General features: G+C 40.8%; 13 protein-coding genes. 6 read left to right on the top strand and 7 right to left on the bottom strand.

Annotated features, from left to right (window positions below):
- Positions 1 to 37: 37 nt before the first annotated feature.
- Both AN395_RS15375 and AN395_RS15370 read left to right on the top strand, forming a co-directional pair.
- A complete protein-coding gene (locus AN395_RS15375) occupies positions 38 to 2,008 on the top strand; it encodes a hybrid sensor histidine kinase/response regulator (RefSeq protein ID WP_054983543.1) in 1,971 nt (656 codons plus the stop codon).
- A 15-nt stretch (positions 2,009 to 2,023) separates the two neighbouring features.
- The gene (locus tag AN395_RS15370; RefSeq protein ID WP_054983503.1) at positions 2,024 to 2,638 is read left to right on the top strand and encodes a fumarylacetoacetate hydrolase family protein; all 615 of its coding nucleotides are present in this window, start codon (positions 2,024 to 2,026) and stop codon (positions 2,636 to 2,638) included.
- On the opposite strand, the gene AN395_RS15365 is transcribed toward AN395_RS15370, so the two are convergent.
- The 3 genes from AN395_RS15365 to AN395_RS15355 form a co-directional block, all read right to left on the bottom strand.
- Positions 2,595 to 3,473, bottom strand: coding sequence for a hypothetical protein (locus tag AN395_RS15365; protein ID WP_054983502.1), 879 nt, complete (start codon positions 3,471 to 3,473; stop codon positions 2,595 to 2,597). The two genes, AN395_RS15370 and AN395_RS15365, sit on opposite strands and share 44 nt — an antisense overlap.
- A gap of 153 nt (positions 3,474 to 3,626) precedes the next feature.
- Positions 3,627 to 4,679, bottom strand: a complete 1,053-nt coding sequence (locus tag AN395_RS15360) for an aldo/keto reductase (RefSeq protein WP_054983501.1) — start codon at positions 4,677 to 4,679, stop codon at positions 3,627 to 3,629.
- Positions 4,680 to 4,745: 66 nt separating this feature from the next.
- Positions 4,746 to 5,168: a thioesterase family protein gene (locus tag AN395_RS15355; RefSeq protein WP_054983500.1), complete on the bottom strand. Its 423-nt coding sequence runs from the start codon at positions 5,166 to 5,168 to the stop codon at positions 4,746 to 4,748.
- A 476-nt stretch (positions 5,169 to 5,644) separates the two neighbouring features.
- Between AN395_RS15355 and dinB the strand changes: the two genes are divergently transcribed.
- The gene (gene dinB, locus AN395_RS15350) at positions 5,645 to 6,697 is read left to right on the top strand and encodes a DNA polymerase IV (protein ID WP_054983499.1); all 1,053 of its coding nucleotides are present in this window, start codon (positions 5,645 to 5,647) and stop codon (positions 6,695 to 6,697) included.
- A 235-nt stretch (positions 6,698 to 6,932) separates the two neighbouring features.
- A complete protein-coding gene (locus AN395_RS15345; protein ID WP_054983498.1) occupies positions 6,933 to 8,468 on the top strand; it encodes a leucyl aminopeptidase family protein in 1,536 nt (511 codons plus the stop codon).
- A 200-nt stretch (positions 8,469 to 8,668) separates the two neighbouring features.
- Here the strand turns inward: AN395_RS15345 and AN395_RS15340 are convergent, their stop codons facing one another.
- Together AN395_RS15340 and AN395_RS15335 are read right to left on the bottom strand one after the other, a co-directional pair.
- Positions 8,669 to 10,306, bottom strand: coding sequence for a methyl-accepting chemotaxis protein (locus tag AN395_RS15340; RefSeq protein WP_054983497.1), 1,638 nt, complete (start codon positions 10,304 to 10,306; stop codon positions 8,669 to 8,671).
- A gap of 143 nt (positions 10,307 to 10,449) precedes the next feature.
- Positions 10,450 to 12,675: a S9 family peptidase gene (locus tag AN395_RS15335; protein ID WP_004586850.1), complete on the bottom strand. Its 2,226-nt coding sequence runs from the start codon at positions 12,673 to 12,675 to the stop codon at positions 10,450 to 10,452.
- Between the two features lie 112 nt (positions 12,676 to 12,787).
- Here AN395_RS15335 and AN395_RS15330 point away from each other — a divergent pair, with 112 nt between their 5' ends.
- Positions 12,788 to 13,192, top strand: coding sequence for an HIT domain-containing protein (locus tag AN395_RS15330; RefSeq protein ID WP_004586851.1), 405 nt, complete (start codon positions 12,788 to 12,790; stop codon positions 13,190 to 13,192).
- A 44-nt stretch (positions 13,193 to 13,236) separates the two neighbouring features.
- Here AN395_RS15330 and AN395_RS15325 read toward each other — a convergent pair whose 3' ends face one another.
- Positions 13,237 to 14,937, bottom strand: coding sequence for a dipeptidyl-peptidase 3 family protein (locus tag AN395_RS15325; protein WP_054983496.1), 1,701 nt, complete (start codon positions 14,935 to 14,937; stop codon positions 13,237 to 13,239).
- Positions 14,938 to 15,212: 275 nt separating this feature from the next.
- On the opposite strand from AN395_RS15325, the gene AN395_RS15320 reads away from it, so the two are divergent.
- A complete protein-coding gene (locus AN395_RS15320) occupies positions 15,213 to 16,052 on the top strand; it encodes an HDOD domain-containing protein (protein ID WP_054983495.1) in 840 nt (279 codons plus the stop codon).
- A gap of 82 nt (positions 16,053 to 16,134) precedes the next feature.
- On the opposite strand, the gene rdgC is transcribed toward AN395_RS15320, so the two are convergent.
- Positions 16,135 to 17,043, bottom strand: a complete 909-nt coding sequence (gene rdgC, locus AN395_RS15315; protein WP_004586854.1) for a recombination-associated protein RdgC — start codon at positions 17,041 to 17,043, stop codon at positions 16,135 to 16,137.
- Positions 17,044 to 17,088: the final 45 nt, after the last annotated feature.

Here is a 17,088-nt window from a genome sequence, read left to right as displayed (position 1 = left end):
ATTAGGGGCTTATTAAATGCAATTAAAAGGAGGTAGTATGTTAGATAAAGTGACTCGCTTACTTTTAGTAGAAGACGATGAAGATGATTACATTCTCACTTGCGACTACTTAGATCAGTTAGATTCACATACATTTGACATAGATTGGATAAGCTCTCCTGAGCAAGCAATAAGCATTTTAAGTAAAAACGATCACGATATTTGTTTGCTTGATTATCGATTAGGCGCCTCAAATGGGCTAAGTGTATTAAAAAAGGCCATTGCTAATGGGTTTAGCGGGCCAATTATTATGCTTACAGGGCAATCTAATGATGAATTAGACTCTGCAGCACTAGATGCCGGCGCGGTAGATTACCTTATAAAAACAGAAATGAGTTCGAGCCGGTTTGCTCGCGCTATACGTTATGCTTTAGCGCGTAAAGATGTTGAAGGCGAGCGAGTAGAGCGTTTAAAAGCCGAGGCAGAGAACCGCTCAAAAGACAGATTTTTAGCCCACTTAAGCCACGAATTACGTACCCCACTTTCATCTATATTAGGTTACACAGAGTTACTGCTACAAAGCGACTTTAGCAAACAGGCCGAAAACGAATTAGGGGTTATTTACCGAAACGGTAAGCACTTGCTGAGCTTGTTAAACGACGTGCTCGATTTATCTAAAATTGCTGCCGACAAATTAGAGCTCACCTTAAGTGAAGTAAACTTAGATAGCATGCTGGCTGATGTTTACACCTTAATGCGTGTATCTGTGCTTGATAAAGGTTTAAAGCTTCGCTTTGAGTCTCTACAGCCTTTACCTCTTATTGTTAGAGTAGATGCCACCCGCGTACGCCAAATACTCATTAACTTAATCAATAATGCGGTTAAATTTACCGAAAAGGGCGAAATAGTGGTTAGTGCCTGGACCGAGTGGGTTGAAGGCCAAGAAATGCTATTTTTTAGTATTAAAGATTCAGGCATGGGGATTGCCCCTGAAAAACAAGCATTAATTTTTAAACCCTTTGAGCAAATAGCCGATGTAGAATCGCGCTCTGTTGGCGGAGCAGGCTTAGGCCTTGCTATTTGTGCCGAGCTATTAACGCGTATGCACGGCAGTATTGATTTAACCTCTAGAATGGGCGAAGGCTCTACCTTTACTATTTCGGTGTACCCAGGTGATATAAGCGAAGTAGAACGCCAAGTATTAAACTTTAGTAGTGGCTCGCAATTACAGACAAAATCAGCGCCATGCAAAGTGACTGGCCGCGTATTAGTGGTTGATGATTTACGCGATTTACGCATGTTAGTTGGTCATATGATTAGCACATGTGGTGCGCGCGTAGACTACGCCGAGCATGGCCAGCAAGCGCTTGAAAAAGTTAGAATTGCACAAGCGTATCGCTCGCCTTATGATATTATTTTTATTGATATACATATGCCTGTAATGGGTGGTAAAGAAGCCACAATAGAGCTTAGAAAAATGGGCTACACAGGCCCAATTATTGCGCTTACTGCCGCCACTATGAAAGGCATACATGAAGAGCTGGCAGCCCTTGGCTTTAACGATGTAATACCAAAGCCCGTTGATAGCTCTTCTTTGTATCAATGCTTACAAGATTACTTAGTATCGCCAGAGCATGCGCCTCAAGCTAAAAACATTCACAGCGACAAAGCTGTAATAGAGAAAAAGCAGCGCTTTTTATTGGTTGAGGACGACCAAGATGCAGCGCAAATTACGCAGTTGTTGCTAGAAAGTTTAGGGGTAGAAACCGTTATTACCTCAACGTGTGCACAGTGTTTACAAACCCTCAATCATGACCAACAATTTAATAAGGTTTTGCTAGATATGCACTTACCTGACGGGCGTGGTGTCGATTTAGGTAAGCAAATTAACGAACGTTACCCTGACTTAAGCTTGGTGATTGTTAGTGGTGCAGAGCCCGATCCTAAGCAGATCAAAGATTTAAATATTAATCATGTACTTTTGAAACCGATTAATCTGAGCTTATTAGAAACCTTGATCAGCTCGTAATTTAGAAGTTATTTTATGCAGTCGATAAAACTAGAAAGTGAGATATTAACACCCTCTAAAGTAGTATGCGTTGGGCGTAATTACACCGCGCATATTGCTGAGCTTAATAATGAGCTACCAGATCAAATGGTATTGTTTAATAAACCGAACAGTGCGCTTTCGTCTACCTTATTTGCTACGCACAATAACGACACACTGCATTATGAAACCGAGCTGTGTTTTGTTATTAAAAATAATGAGTTGGCAGGCGTAGGTTTAGGGTTGGATTTAACTAAACGTACCGTGCAAAGTAAGCTTAAAAATAAAGGGTTACCGTGGGAGCGCGCCAAGGCGTTTAACGGCTCGGTATTATTAACGCCCTTTGTCGCTATAGCGGATGCTGAGCAGGCGTTTACGTTTGAGCTTAAAATTAACGATAACGTTATTCAACAAGGCGATACGCAATTTATGATACACAAGCCTAAAGATATTTTAAGTGAAATTAATGAGTTTATGCACTTAGAAAATGGCGATGTAATAATGACAGGAACGCCTGCAGGCGTAGGGGAAGTGCCTGCAAACAGCGTATTTACAGTAAGCTTGTATGCTAATTCGACCTGCTTGTTATCGCAAAGTTGGCAGGCACAATAGGATTAAGTATTTGCTGTTGGTAATGCTTAGTAAACTGCGGAAAACTTTGCTCTAACCAAAAGCGCTGACTATTTATATAAGCAGGCGATTGTAATACCTGCTTATGTAGCGCTTTATTTATTTTATTAAGCGCCTTGGTAGCAAAATCATTCGGTGCTCTTACTGCACACCCTATAGCCCCTAAAACAAACTCTCTAGGGTCTTCTTCAATTGGTAAACTGACTATATTTTTAAACTTACTGTGGTTGACAAAATAATCCCTCATAAACGGGTAGTCTATTGTGTAATCTAAAAAGCCGCGACTCAAGCGAGCAATAACAGCTTGGCTTTCATTTTCGCTGCTCCAGCTTAGCGATGCTTTATGATACACCGTGGTGTTTTCGATTATTTTATTAATTTTTGAAGTAAACTTGCGCGCCGCGGCTTGACCATACACATATTGCTCGTCTGACAATAAATGAATAAGTTTAATAGGGCTGCCATACTTAGCGTGTATTTCTGGAGCAAGTTTTTGAGTGGTTAAAACCGAAAAAGGCGGGTAAACCGTGGTGGGGGTAGAAAACTGTAACACCCCATTGGCCGTTTTTTTATGAATAACACACGGAAAGCATACATTATCGCCTTCATTTAAGTGCTTATTAATTCGCTCTTGCGGCACGATTAGTCGTGTATGTTTTACATCATCAATGCTGTTAATTAGTTGCTCGGTGAGGTTGTCGCAAATACCACCTTGCGGCGCATGCGAATCTTTATCCATATGAAAGGGGGGCGTGTAACTTTGTAGCCATACAATTTCTTTAATTGGGTGAGTATTGTCAGCGTACCCGTAACGCATTAAACCACCTAGGACACCAAAGAATAAAATTACATTTCTAAGCATAACTCACTAAAAATAATCCATTTAAATTAACTTTAGTATAGTTTTACTTTTTATATGTTCAAATGTAAGAGAGAAAAAGGCAGTAAAAAAACTGCCTATTATTTTGGTTTAATATGGCTGCGGGTAATCTTTAAAAATAGTGCCAATTTCAGTTAGAGTGTCGTCGCTTAAAGTTATGCTAAAAGCGTCAATGTCTTCTTTTAATTGGGCCATGCTGGTCGCACCAATAATTGACGAGGTAACGCCATCGACTTGATTACACCAAGCAAGAGCCAATTGGGCTGGGGTTATGCCGCTTGCATGTGCAAGCTCTACATAACGCTGCGTGGCTTTTTGCGCGTTAGGGGTATCTCTAAAAATGCCATTGCGCTGCATAAATGTCCAACGCGAGCCCGCTGGGCGTGCGCCGTTTAGGTATTTACCCGTTAGCAGGCCAGCAGCAAGCGGCGACCAAGGTAAATAAGCAATGTCTTCATGGATACACTGCTCAATTAAATAAGGCCAATCTTTAGCGTGCGCTAGGCTAAACTCGTTCTGAATAGACACCATACGCGGTAAGTTATGCACTTTTGCTAAATTTAAAAATTGGCTAATGCCCCATGGGGTGTCATCTGAAAGGCCACAATATTTTATTTTTCCGGTTTTAACACACTCATTAAGACCCTCTAAAATATCAAGCATACCCGCTTGTTGTTGCTCAGTATCTACGTCACTAAAAGTGAGTTTACCTGGCCACTGCCTGCCAAAATGTGGGGTAGAGCGATTAGGCCAATGCAATTGGTATAAATCTATGTAGTCGGTTTGTAGGCGTTTAAGCGAGTTATCTACGGCCTCAATGACAGCGCTGCGTGTTATATCGCCGCCATCTCGTACCCACGACAAGCCATTGCCTGCAATTTTACTCGCCAATACAATATCACTGCGCTTTTGCGCATTGCGACTTAGCCAGTTACCTATAATTTGCTCTGTTTTACCGTAGGTCTCTGGTGAAGGAGGAACGGCATACATTTCGGCAGTATCTATAAAATTAACGCCTTGTGCCAAGGCATAAGCTATTTGCTCATCGGCGTCTTGTTGGGTATTTTGTTTACCCCAAGTCATGCTGCCTAAGCATACTCTAGAAACATCAACACCGCTGCTGCCTAACGGACTGTATTGCATTTAAAATCCTTAAATTATGTAAGATCTTGAGAGTGGATAATTAATACCAATTCGCAATAAACCTACTTAAGCGAATTGATGTAGTGCCGATAGTAATGGCTCTGAAATAGCCGCTTTTTGTCCTGTTTTAAAGTCAAACATAACAACTTGAGAATAGCCTGTGGTAGTAATAGCTTGCTGAGCATGGCTAAATACAGAGTAATTCATCATAAAACGGTCGCTTTTTATATCTGAAATAGTAATACCTACGGTTAAGGTATCTGGGAAGGTCACTGGACGTTTATAGCGAATATTGTTTTCACTAATGACCGGGCCTATTCCACCTGGTTTTATCGTATCAAACTGATTTATTTTATTTAGAAAATCGATACGCGCAATTTCAAAATAACGCAAGTACACCACGTTGTTAACATGTTGTAGGGCGTCCATATCGGCCCATGCTACGGTGATATCGGTATGAATAGGGTGCAGATCTTTGAACCTTTGCATGTATGTGTACTCTTAGTTTTAAATGAATGAGGTTATCAATATGGTGTTTGTAGCTCAAGACAATAAATGCCATGTTTTTTTATAAGATGATTGTACCTATTTATTTTTAGGACTACAGTTAAATAACACAGACAACACACACACGAGAACACACATGCAAAATATAATTAATTGGGCTTTAGCCAGTTTAGTTTTTATAGCGTCTTTTGCTTGCTATGCAATGGGTAATGCCTCCGGCGGCATAATGCTTTTAGCTGCGGGGTTTTTATTGGAGTTTGTTTTTTGGCTACATTGCTTTAAAAAATCAAAGCGCTTTAAGCAGCCGTTTTAAAAAAGCTGTTTAAAGCTTGCACGGTTAAAAGCGCTACACTTAGTAGCGCTTTTAACTTTAGCAAGTTAAACAGGCTTTAATGGGCTTGCTTAATGAAAGTGAATCCATAATAATGGCTGTATAAATAAACAGTTGTTATGTGGTAATGAAAAAGTTTATTCATATCGACATGGACTGCTTTTATGCAGCGGTTGAAATGCGCGATAACCCCAAACTTGCCAGTGTGCCTTTAGCGATTGGTGGCAATAGCCGTCGTGGCGTGCTCTCTACAGCAAATTATATAGCGCGCGAATATGGTGTTCGCTCGGCTATGTCTAACTACCACGCTAAGCAATTATGCCCCGATTTAGTTATTGTGCCTGGGCGCATGGCGGTTTATAAAGAAATTTCTAACCAAATACGCGCTGTATTTAAACGCTACACCGATCAAATAGAGCCGCTGTCGCTTGATGAAGCTTACCTAGATGTAACCAACAGCACCGCATGCAAAGGCAGCGCAACACTTATTGCTCAGCAAATTAGAGCAGATATTTATAACGATACCGGCCTTACTGCCTCTGCCGGAGTTGCCCCCATTAAGTTTATTGCCAAAATAGCCAGTGACGAAAATAAACCCAATGGCCAATTTGTGGTTTTACCGGATGAAGTTGATGCGTTTTTAAATAATTTACCGCTGGGTAAAATCCCTGGTGTGGGCAAAGTAACCCTCGAAAAGCTTAATTTAAAGGGGTTATACACAGGAAAAGACGTTCGCGAGAAAGGCGTTAATTGGATGCAGCAGCATGTGGGCAATTTTGGTGTATCGCTTTATCAAAAATGTGCTGGCGAATATATTGGTAAAGTAACCACTGAGCGAGTGCGTAAATCCCTTAGTGTTGAACACACCTATGAATACAACAAAAACAGCTTACAAGAATGTTTAGATCAGTTACCTAAATTACTCGAAGAGCTAACAGCGCGCCTTAATAAGCAAAAGCTGCAAAATCGTATTAATAAGCTAAGTGTAAAAGTGAAGTTTGCAAACTTTGTTGTTACCTCTGCTGATCAAGCTCATCATCAATTAAATACTGCTATTTTTACTGAATTACTCTCTAAGGCGTATCAACGCGGGATGCAGCAACCAGTGCGTTTATTAGGTATTGGAGTGGGTGTTAAAAATGAACCTAATTTAAATCTGCAACTGAGTATTCTTGATTAACTACATGCTTTTTTGCAATTTAGAGTGCTTTAGCACAGTAATTTAAACGCGGTATAAGCAGGGCTGCCTTTACTAAAAACTATATAGTTGTTAATTTCTTCTTAAAACATGGAGTCACTTTAGTTTGCTGTAAAACCAAGTTGCCAGATTAAAATGAGCTGATCGCAGTTGGCTGGTTTTGTGTTTTTATATCAACGATAATAGCCCCTTATGTTTTCTAACAGGAGTTTTACTTATGGCATATCCTCAAGCGATAGCTGCACAATCACTTAGTGCAAGCTTTGACTCATTTTCTCACGATGCACTTATTATAATTAGTGATGACTTTTCTCAATTAGCCAATAACTCATTAAGTGATGCTATCGAATCACACGCTAAAGTAGATTCTCGTATTGGTAAACAAGTTACGTTTTTAGTGGTTGATAATGTACGCGTTGTTTTAGCACCTACGGGGCCGCTTAACCGCGATTACGATGATGTAAGGCGCTACTTTGATGCTGCTAAACTAGCGATTAACGAAGCAAAAGCCGCGGGTAGTGTAAACCCTGCTATTTACTTACCTAAATTACATACAGATGCGCGTTACCAGCATGCGTTAGAAGTGGCGTATTTAGGGGCATGCCAAGCATTATGGCAGCCTTTAGAGGCGCGCGAATACCACGGCGAAAGCATTGAACCTATTACGCAAATAGGTTTAATAGATGCAAATGAGCAAACAGTTAAAGCTGTAAATGCAATTGCAGCAGGGCAATATGCGGCACGTGATTTATGTGGTACTGAGCCTGAACGTATGGCGCCACCACGTTTTGCTGATTACTGTGTTGAGCTTTTTAAAGGCTCTAAAGTAGCGGTTGATGTGATTGACGATATTAACACGATAGATAAAAACTACCCTATGCTTAGCACTGTTGCGCGCGCATCTTATGCGGTTGAGCGCCATCATCCACGTGTTGTTAAGCTAGAATACGTGCCAGAAGGTGAAGTAACGCGCACGCTAATGTTTGTTGGTAAAGGCTTAGTATACGATACCGGCGGCGCCGATTTAAAAGTAGGCGGTTACATGGCGGGTATGAGCCGCGATAAAGGTGGGGCTGCATCCGTTGCGGGCTTTATGAAAGCCGTGGCAGATTACCAACCTAAAGGCGTTAAAGTTATTTCTTACTTAGCTGTAGTCCGTAATTCAATTGGCTCAGATTGTTTTGTACCAGATGAAATTATCACTAGCCGTGAAGGCGTACGTGTACGCATTGGTAACACCGATGCAGAAGGGCGTTTAGCTATGGGTGACCTACTTAGCGAAATGAAAGATGTCGCCAAAGGCGAAGTTAACCCAACATTGTTCACCGTAGCAACCCTTACAGGCCATGCGGCACGTGCTATGGGCCCTTACGGAGCATATGTTGAAAACGGACCTGCACGTAGCGCTAATACCTCTCGTCAAATAGCGGATTGTGGTGATTTATGGGCAGATGCAGCAGAGGTTTCTCGCTCTCGCCGTGAAGATTACGACTTTATCAAACCGCGTACCCTCGCTGATGATGTTTTATCAAGCAATAATGCGGCCTCTGCTGTTACAGCCCGTGGCCATCAATTCCCTATGGCGTTTTTAGCCGTTGTTGGTGGGCTTGATAAACACGGTAACGACTCTGAGCAGCCGCTTCCTTATGTACATATGGACATTGCTGGTAGTGGTGTTGAAGGCGGTGATTGGCAGCACGGTAAGCCAACCGCAGCATCAGTAACCAGCTTATTTGCACGCTACTGTATTTAATACCAATCCGCAATAATACTTAATCATTTTTCGGGGCTATAAAAAATTCTCATTTAGAACAACTAAATAGCAAATTTTTTGCCTAGCCATCAACACGTTTTTCCATCCTAAAAATAGATCACTCAATTATGCGAAATGGTATAAGCTAAAAACGCTTATGTAATAAAAAGCCCTGTTAATTCAGGGCTTTTGTTTTTTAATTATTTTAATTTAAAGCGATTAACCACGCTCGAAAGCCCTTGGCTACTTTGTTTAAGGTTATCGCTGGCATCGGTAAGTTGCTTTGTATTATTTAGTGATTGCTCGGTTGATTGTGATAGCTCGTTAATACGTAAATTAACCTCGTCAGCAGCTTGTGTTTGCTGCTCGGTGGCACGGGCTATTTGGCTGTTCATGTCGGTAATTATAGATACCAGCCTTTCTATTTCATTGAGCGATGTATCTGCAGATGAAACCTGCTCTACCGTCGTCACCGACAGTGCTTGGCTTGATTTTACCGCCTCTACAGCCGCTTTAGCGCCTTCTTGTAATTTAGTGATCATGGTTTGAATTTCATCTGTGCTTTGCCCAGTTCTGCTGGCTAATGTGCGCACTTCATCGGCAACAACTGCAAACCCTCTGCCGTGCTCGCCTGCACGAGCCGCTTCTATAGCAGCGTTGAGTGCAAGTAAGTTTGTTTGCTCCGATATACTTCTGATCACATCAAGCACAGAGCCTATATTGTTACTTTCGTTTGCTAAATCTTCAGTTACTTGGCTCACTGTTTCTATATTACTTGAGAGTGTTTCTATGGCGGTAATGGTATTCGCTACCACGTTTTTACCGGTTGAGGCATTGTGCGCTGCATCATTGGCAGCTTGTTCTGCGGCTTCGGCATTACGACTCACATCATGAATTTGGTGCGTCATTTGCTCCATGGCGGCGGCTACTTGTGTGGAACTGTCGTTTTGTAGCTCAATGAAGGAGTGGCTTGTTCTACTTGACTCATCCACCGTATGAGCGTGTCTGCTTACATCATCAGCACTGTGCGATACATGTACTAACGACTCGCGCATTTTTAAAACAAATAAATTAAAAGAGCGTGACAGCTCTGATATTTCATCATTGCCCGATTCGTTTAGCGTACGTGTTAAGTCACCTTCACCTTGCGATATGTTTTTCATCATGTCTGCGGCAAGGCGAGTAGGCGTGAGTATACTTTTACCAATAAAGTAACTTAATAAAATGACAGCAATAATCATAACTAAAGCGCTAATTATGATGAGATTACGCTGCTCGCTAAATGCTTCATCTATTGTATCTAGGTATACGCCTGAGCCAATAATCCATTGCCACGGGCTAAAGCCTTTTACAAATGCGACTTTATCTACCGGCTGGTCTTTTCCTGGTTTTGGCCATTTATAAGGTATAAAACCTTCTTTTTGTTGTTTTACAATGTTCACCATTTCTACAAAAAGTGCTTTGCCATCGGGGTCTTTATTATTACTTAAGTCTTTACCGTTAAGCCCAGGCTTTATTGGGTGCATTACCATTTTGGGCTGGTAGTTGTTTACCCAAAAGTAATTTGTTTTGTCATAGCGCAGCGCTTTTATAGCGGCCAGTGCTTGTGATTGAGCCTGCGCTTGTGTGAGTGTATTGTTTTGTTCAAGCTGGTGGTAATGCTCAATAACACTGTATGCCGTTTCTACTACATTTTGGGTTTTTAGATATTGCTCGTTTTTGAGTGAGCTATATTGATGAGTTAAGCTAGATATACTAAGTACTATTAAGCCAAATACAACAATGGCTATTAACAGTAAAAAACGCTGGAAAATACTGAAACTACGTAGGTTAAGCATTAATTTGTCCTCAATTAGTGTACGCCTTAGCGCATAGAATAAGCGTAGCTAAAAAAAGCGTTTAATCTAGGCTCACTAACTTATTAAGACAAAAAAAAGGCTGATTTTTCAATCAGCCTTTAGTCTATTTAGTCGTCATATGATTATTTAACATCAAAATGTCGATTAAAGAAGTTTGTGATGGTTTGGTGTAAATGTGTTTGCACCTGTTTACCGCGTAAGCTGTGTTTTGAGCCTGGGTAGGTCATCATTTCAAACTGTTTTTCGTTATCTTGTAGTTGTTTAAATAATTTAGTGGCGTGGGTAAATAACACGTTGTCATCGGCCATGCCATGGTAAATCATTAATGGGCCTTTTAAGCCATCAGCGTATGGGAATACGGCGCTGTCTTCGTAGCCTTTGGCATTGGTTTTTGGATGACCAAGGTAGCGCTCAGTGTAATGGGTGTCGTAAAGTGCCCAGTCAGTAACTGGTGCACCCGATACACCGGCTTGAAAGTAATCGCCCGCTTTAAACATGGTCATTAGGGCCATGTATCCGCCATAACTGTGGCCATAAATACCAATGCGTTGTGGGTCTACGTAATCAAGCGTGCGTAAAAACTCAACGCCTTTAATTTGATCAGCTACTTCTACAACACCTAAGTGTTTGTAAATAGCATCTTCAAACTTTTTACCACGGTTGTATGAGCCTCGGTTATCGAGCTGAAAAATAACATAGCCTTGTTGCGCCATGTATTGAAAGTACAAGTTTTTGCTGCGCCAGCTATTTGTAACGCGTTGTGCATGCGGGCCGCCGTATACATTAACAATTACTGGGTGCTTTTTACCGTCTGCAATATTGCTTGGTTTAAACAAGCGGTAATGCATTACTTGGCCATCTTCTGCTTTAATTGTGCCGTACTCTGGAGTTGCTAAATCACTTAAATAAGGTGTTAATGGGTGGCTATCATCAAGCTTATTTTGTTCAAGCCATGTGATAAATTCGCCATTTACTTTACGAAGAGCCGCCGAGTTAGGCTTGTTTACCGATGAGCTATTATCAATAAACGTTTTGCTGTCTTTAGCCATTACCACTTTGTGGTATTGGCCTTGTTCGGTGATGCGCTTAATATTGCCTTTTTTAAACAGTGGTGCGCTGTATAAATGGCTTTCAAGCGGGGTGTCTTTACGTCCTGCAAAGTACACTATGCCTTTTTTCTCATCCACGCCTTTTAAGCTATCAACAACCCAATCGCCAGAGGTGATTTGTCGAATTAGCTGGCCATTAGTGCGGTACAAATAAAGGTGTTTAAAACCATCGCGCTCAGAAGCCCATACAAAATGCTTTTTGTCTTTTAAGAAATGCAGATCAAAGTTTAAATTGATCCACGTATCGCTGTTTTCTGTTAGCGCTACTTTTTGCGTTTTAGTATCGCTATTGTAAAAACGTAGTTCTAACTTATGTTGTGAGCGATTTTGCCATTGATACGAAAGGGTAGTGCTGTCTTTTAGCCATTTAGCACGTGCAATGTAAATGTCTTTATCGTCGCCTAAATCAACCCAGTCAACGTTTTGATTATTTAAAGACACCACGCCCAGTTGTATTTCAACGTTGTCGGTGCCTGTAAATGGGTAACGTTGATTAAATAGCTTTACTTCGTCTGCATAAATTTCGTTACGGATAGCTTCTTTTACTGGGGTTTCATCTACGCGAGTGAATGCAATTTTAGATTCATCGCCAGCCCACCAGTAGCCAGTCATACGGCTCATTTCTTCTTGTGCTACAAATTCGGCCATGCCGTTTTTAATAACGCCGCCGCCATCTTTGCTCAGTTGTATTTCTTTACCTGAATCAAGTGCTAAAGCGTAAAGGTTTTGCTCGCGAATAAACGATACATAGTTACCTTTAGGAGAAAAACGGGCATCGGTTTCAAACGCTTCTGTATTGGTAAGTTTTTTACTTTTACCAGATGCAAGCTCGTAATAATACAGGTCACCATTGAGTGGGAATAACAGAGCTTTGCCGTCTTTAGACCATTTGTACTCTAAAATACCTTTACCAAAAATACGTTGGCGTTCGCGGCGTGCTTTTTCCTCATCAGAGAGGTTTTCTGGGCCTGAAAACAGCTTTGCAGAATCAACCAGTATTCTGTTGGTGTTATCTTTTAAGTTGTATTCCCATAAATCATAACGGTTGTAGTCATCGGTTTTACCTTGCAGGTAAGTTACGCGGCTACCGTCTGGTGAAAATTTAAGTTGTACGGGAGCTTTACCCGACAAGCTCGGATCATCAAAAATACGCTCTAGCGATAATGGTTTTGCTTGTACGCTCAGTGCGCCAACAGCTAGCGGTAGTGCGAGGGTTAAGTGTTTTATTTTTTTTAGCACAAGGTTGCCTTAGCTTATTATAAATATTGTATTAAATGGTAAAGCTAAGCGTGTGCAACTGCAAATAAATGCTATAAAGTGGCCATTATTAAAGACTAACTAGGATGTGACGATGACGAACCACACTTTTGAACTCGCCCCAGAGCTTAAGCGCGATTGTATAGAACTGGCAGATTGGCCTTTATGTAAGGTGTTATTACTTAACGACAGCCAATACCCTTGGTTTGTATTGGTGCCCAGAAAACCTAATTTAAAAGAGATCATCGATTTATCTGATGCCGATCAAATTGTATATTTAAAAGAGTCGGCCAAACTCAGCAAGCTTATTATGCAAGTGTTTAGCCCTGATAAATTAAACGTGGCCGCTTTGGGTAATATGGTGCCGCAATTACATATTCATCATATTGCACGTTTTACAACTGATGCTGCGTGGCCTGCACCGGTGTGGGGTAAGTTTCCTGCAAAACCATACACAGATGAGCAAATAATAGCGCTAAAAAAAGCGCTGCAGTTATAAACTACAGCGCTTTATTAAACTATTACAAAGTATTACGTGTTGGGTTAGTTAAGGCCTAACACGTCTTTGCCTTGTTTAAAGGTTACATCAACCGGAATATTTGCTTGGCTTAGTTTTTCTAGGTCTTTAGCAAGCTCTTCTTTAATATCGCCATGAGTGGCAATTAGTTGATCTACTTTTTCGTAATCGCCGTCACCTTGTAATGTTAAAATTAAGCGCGACAGCTTAGCCATAGCCACGCCCATTTTTTCCATATTTACACGGTATAAACCCTCTTCATTTTTAGAAAAAGCGCCTTCTTGAGCAAAAAAGTTAAAGCGGATCATGTTGGCTTTACCATGTGCGCTTGATGCACCAAAACGTACTGAGCGGAAAATACCCGCCATAAAGGTGGTGTAGTAATCTTCTAATGTGCCTTCGGTAATTTCGCCTTTTTTAAGTAACTGCTCAACCATGTATAAACCTAAAATATCGGCTTTACCTTCTTCAAGTGCACTTGCGTGCTCTTGTAATGATTGGCGCACAGTGCCTTTATTGGTAATGGTGTTTTTAATACCTAGGCCATGAGCCACTTCGTGAAACATGGTATTGGCAAAAAAGGCGTTAAAGGTAATATGCTTACGTTGCTCAGGTACAATTAACTGCTCAGCAATTGGCACTAAAATTTTATCAAATTTTGCACGCATTGCGTTTTTAAGCTGCAGGCGACGAGTGCCTTTTTCAAGCTGTACTTGTTCATCGTTTGGTAAGTTAATGGCAATCGTTTTGCTGCCCGCATTTGAGTGACCTGCATAGTAAACCACATCGTAAGCATTTAAGTCAGCGTCTGAGCCTGGCACTTCTTGCTTATATTTAGCATCTACCGGTAAACCTTTTTGCAGCTCTGGTAAAAAGGCCGCAAATTTAGCTAGGCGCTCGCTCCATTTTAAATCTTTAATTAGTACATACGACTCATAAGCAGAGCGGTAGCCAAAGAGTTGATCTTCGTAGGTTTCAATTGGGCCAATAACCACATCAACTGGGTTATTTTTCATGTCCATCCAGGCAAAGTCAGAACCCTGAAAATCATCTTTTTGCAGTGCATCAGCACGTAGGTTTAAGTAATTAGCAAATTCTTTGTCATCGGCAAGCTTACTGGCTTCACGTAATAAATCTGCTGCTTTAGCTAACTCCTCAGCGTATTCTTTTGAGTAAGGCACGCTGTAAAGGTTACCTTGCTCATCACGTTTAATTAATGAGTAAAGGCCTTTTTTATCTTCTACGTCGGCATTATTTAGCTCTTCTTTTGTTATGTCGGCTGGGTAGAATTGTGCGCCAAGGGCTTTTTCTTTGTAACCTGATAAAAACGGTTCGTCACCATTTAAACGATCCCAAGGGCCGTAGTTAATATCAGCAAATTTACGTACTTTTTCATCACTTAGCTTTGCTAAAAAAGCGTCTTTATTATCGCCAAAAGCCTGCTTCCAAAATAGCTCGTCCATAATTTTAGAGGCATCGATAAGCTTAGCAACCATGGCTTTTTGATTATCACTTAAATGAGATAGGTCGGCTTCTAGGCTAAAGTCGGTGTAAATATCTAAGCGTTGTTTATCAATATTAATTAAATCTGGGCCAGCTTGCGCGGCACTTTTTTGAGCAAGTTCTACACCTGTGGCTTCGGTCGAAGAGGGGGCTTGCTCTGAGCATGCACTAAGAAAAACGACGCCTGAGAGTAAAATTGCTTGGCTAATTTTGTTTAAGATCATTTGATTGCCTGTTAAAAAAGTAAGTTTAATTATTTGTACGCTTAAATATAATTGCTAGCGCGTACAAACGTTTCCTTATAGTGACTGCATTAAAGCAAAACTAAATGGTAAATAGCAAGTGTTTGGCGTTGTACCGCGCCTACAGGCGATAATAACAATTAATTTATATAATTTTCTTAACTTTATCGGTAAGTTAGATAATACTCATTGTATTACTCATTTTATCCGAGGTTAGCAGTTGCATTGCGGCCCAGAAACAAAAGGATGACAGTTCTATGTCTACAGAAAATGCACTATTAACGATTTTGGTTGATAGAATCAATAACGACACTCTGGTTTTACCTACGTTACCTGAAGTTGCAATTAAAGTGCGCCAAGCGGCTGATAACCCTGATGTAAACCTAATGCAAATGTCAGATGTGATTGGGCAAGACCCGGCTCTTTCAGCGCGCATGATCAAAGTGGCTAACAGTGCAATTATGGGCCGAGTGGTTAAAGTGTCTAACTTACAGCAAGCGGTTACTCGCATTGGTTTACGCCAAATTAAAAATATAGCAACCGCAATGGCAATGGAGCAGCTGTTTGTTTCTAATAATGAGCTAATAAAAGGCTACATGAGTAAAGCGTGGCAAAAAACACTAAATGTGGCGGGGCATTCAATAACGCTTATGGCGTTTTATTTACAAAATAATAAACGTACATCGTTAAATAGTGACTCTATTACGCTGGCGTCGTTGGTATATAACATTGGTGTATTGCCTATTTTAACCGAAGCTGAGCGCCACCCAGAGGTGTTTGCTAACCCAAGCTTTTTAGCACATGCAATTCAAAAGCTCAGTGGTAAAATTGGTGGCTCAATTATGGGAGCGTGGGAGTTTCCACCTGAATTTGTAAATGTTGCTAGACATTGGGCCGACCCTACGTATCGCCCTGAAGAGATTGGTTATGTTGATTTTATTCGTATTGGCGCTATTTTAGAGGGGACTTTACAGGTTTCTGATAAATCAGCGGCTTTACAAACCTACATAGATAAAGGCGTTATTCCTTCTATGCAGCTATTTTCAAGTGACGAATACAACGACATGCTCGAAAATGTAAAAGACACATTTAGCTAATTAGCAGTTATAAAGGTAAAAGCAAAAAGCACGACTAAGTCGTGCTTTTTTTGGTTTTAATAGCGCTTATAATTTTAGCGTTTTATAAATCTTCTGCATCACCTAAACCGGCCGTCAGTTCTTCAAGCAATAGCTTGATTTCTTCTGAGGCTAAAATAAAGTCAGCATCTAATTTAACCGCCATATCTTCTTTAGGAATATCGGCGTTTTCTTCTTTTAAAGTTTCTGAGTAGCTTAAACGCTTGATAGAGCCATCGTTTTGCAGCATAAACTTCAGGCGTTCTTGCCAATCAAGTGCAAGTTTGGTCACGCGTTTACCATTTTCTAGGTGCGATTTAACTTCATCACACGATAAATCATGACCTTTTAGTTTAACCTGCGCGCCACTGTCGTCGGCTTCTTCTAGCTCAGCATCAAAGCCTATAGCAAAGTTTTCAGGGGTGCTGAAGTTAGTTAACCAATCAGTTAAAAATACATCTAGGTCGTAGTTTGCAAAAGCAGGTACTACCGGTAATGTGCCCAGAGACTTACGCAGCAATGCAAGTAGCTCTTCTGCTTTATTAAAACTGCCGCTGTTTACTACAACCCAACCGTTTTCTTGGTCAATAAAAGCAAACTGTAGGCTCGATTTTTTAAACGCTTGAGGTAATAAGGTAGTTAAAATGTTTTCTTTTAACTCGTCTTTTTCTTTCTTTTTAACAGGGCGGTTTTCTTCCGCTTCTATTTGATCTACTTTTTCGGCAACCATTTCATTAACAACAGATGCAGGCAGCACTTTTTCTTCACGTTTGGCACACACTAAAATGCTTTTTTGTGAAAAATGCGCCAGCGAGTCACCATGCTTACCAAATGCTTTTGTCCAACCAAATGTAGAAAGGTCTTGAGAGCCACAAGGGCGAAATACATCTTGTTCTAACGCTTTTTCAAACTCTTCTTGAGTGTACGAAACATCTTGCTTAAAGCGATAACAAATCAGGTTACTAAACCACATAAGGTAACTTTTCCATCTTTTAAATTTGCTCAATCATAGCAATAA

Origin of the sequence: Pseudoalteromonas sp. P1-30, from assembly GCF_001400005.1 — a bacterium.
GTDB classification, from domain to species: Bacteria; Pseudomonadota; Gammaproteobacteria; order Enterobacterales; family Alteromonadaceae; genus Pseudoalteromonas; species Pseudoalteromonas atlantica.
Note: the sequence above shows the minus strand (reverse complement) of the source record. Positions and strands in the feature narration are given on the sequence as shown.

Excerpts from the sequence above, each read along its gene's own strand:
- AN395_RS15375 (WP_054983543.1), top strand. The coding sequence starts at position 38 with ATGTTAGATAAAGTGACTCGCTTACTTTTAGTAGAAGACGATGAAGAT.
- AN395_RS15370 (WP_054983503.1), top strand. The coding sequence starts at position 2,024 with ATGCAGTCGATAAAACTAGAAAGTGAGATATTAACACCCTCTAAAGTA.
- AN395_RS15365 (WP_054983502.1), bottom strand. The coding sequence starts at position 3,473 with ATGCGTTACGGGTACGCTGACAATACTCACCCAATTAAAGAAATTGTA.
- AN395_RS15360 (WP_054983501.1), bottom strand. The coding sequence starts at position 4,679 with ATGCAATACAGTCCGTTAGGCAGCAGCGGTGTTGATGTTTCTAGAGTA.
- AN395_RS15355 (WP_054983500.1), bottom strand. The coding sequence starts at position 5,168 with ATGCAAAGGTTCAAAGATCTGCACCCTATTCATACCGATATCACCGTA.
- dinB (WP_054983499.1), top strand. The coding sequence starts at position 5,645 with ATGAAAAAGTTTATTCATATCGACATGGACTGCTTTTATGCAGCGGTT.
- AN395_RS15345 (WP_054983498.1), top strand. The coding sequence starts at position 6,933 with ATGGCATATCCTCAAGCGATAGCTGCACAATCACTTAGTGCAAGCTTT.
- AN395_RS15340 (WP_054983497.1), bottom strand. The coding sequence starts at position 10,306 with ATGCTTAACCTACGTAGTTTCAGTATTTTCCAGCGTTTTTTACTGTTA.
- AN395_RS15330 (WP_004586851.1), top strand. The coding sequence starts at position 12,788 with ATGACGAACCACACTTTTGAACTCGCCCCAGAGCTTAAGCGCGATTGT.
- AN395_RS15325 (WP_054983496.1), bottom strand. The coding sequence starts at position 14,937 with ATGATCTTAAACAAAATTAGCCAAGCAATTTTACTCTCAGGCGTCGTT.
- AN395_RS15320 (WP_054983495.1), top strand. The coding sequence starts at position 15,213 with ATGTCTACAGAAAATGCACTATTAACGATTTTGGTTGATAGAATCAAT.
- rdgC (WP_004586854.1), bottom strand. The coding sequence starts at position 17,043 with ATGTGGTTTAGTAACCTGATTTGTTATCGCTTTAAGCAAGATGTTTCG.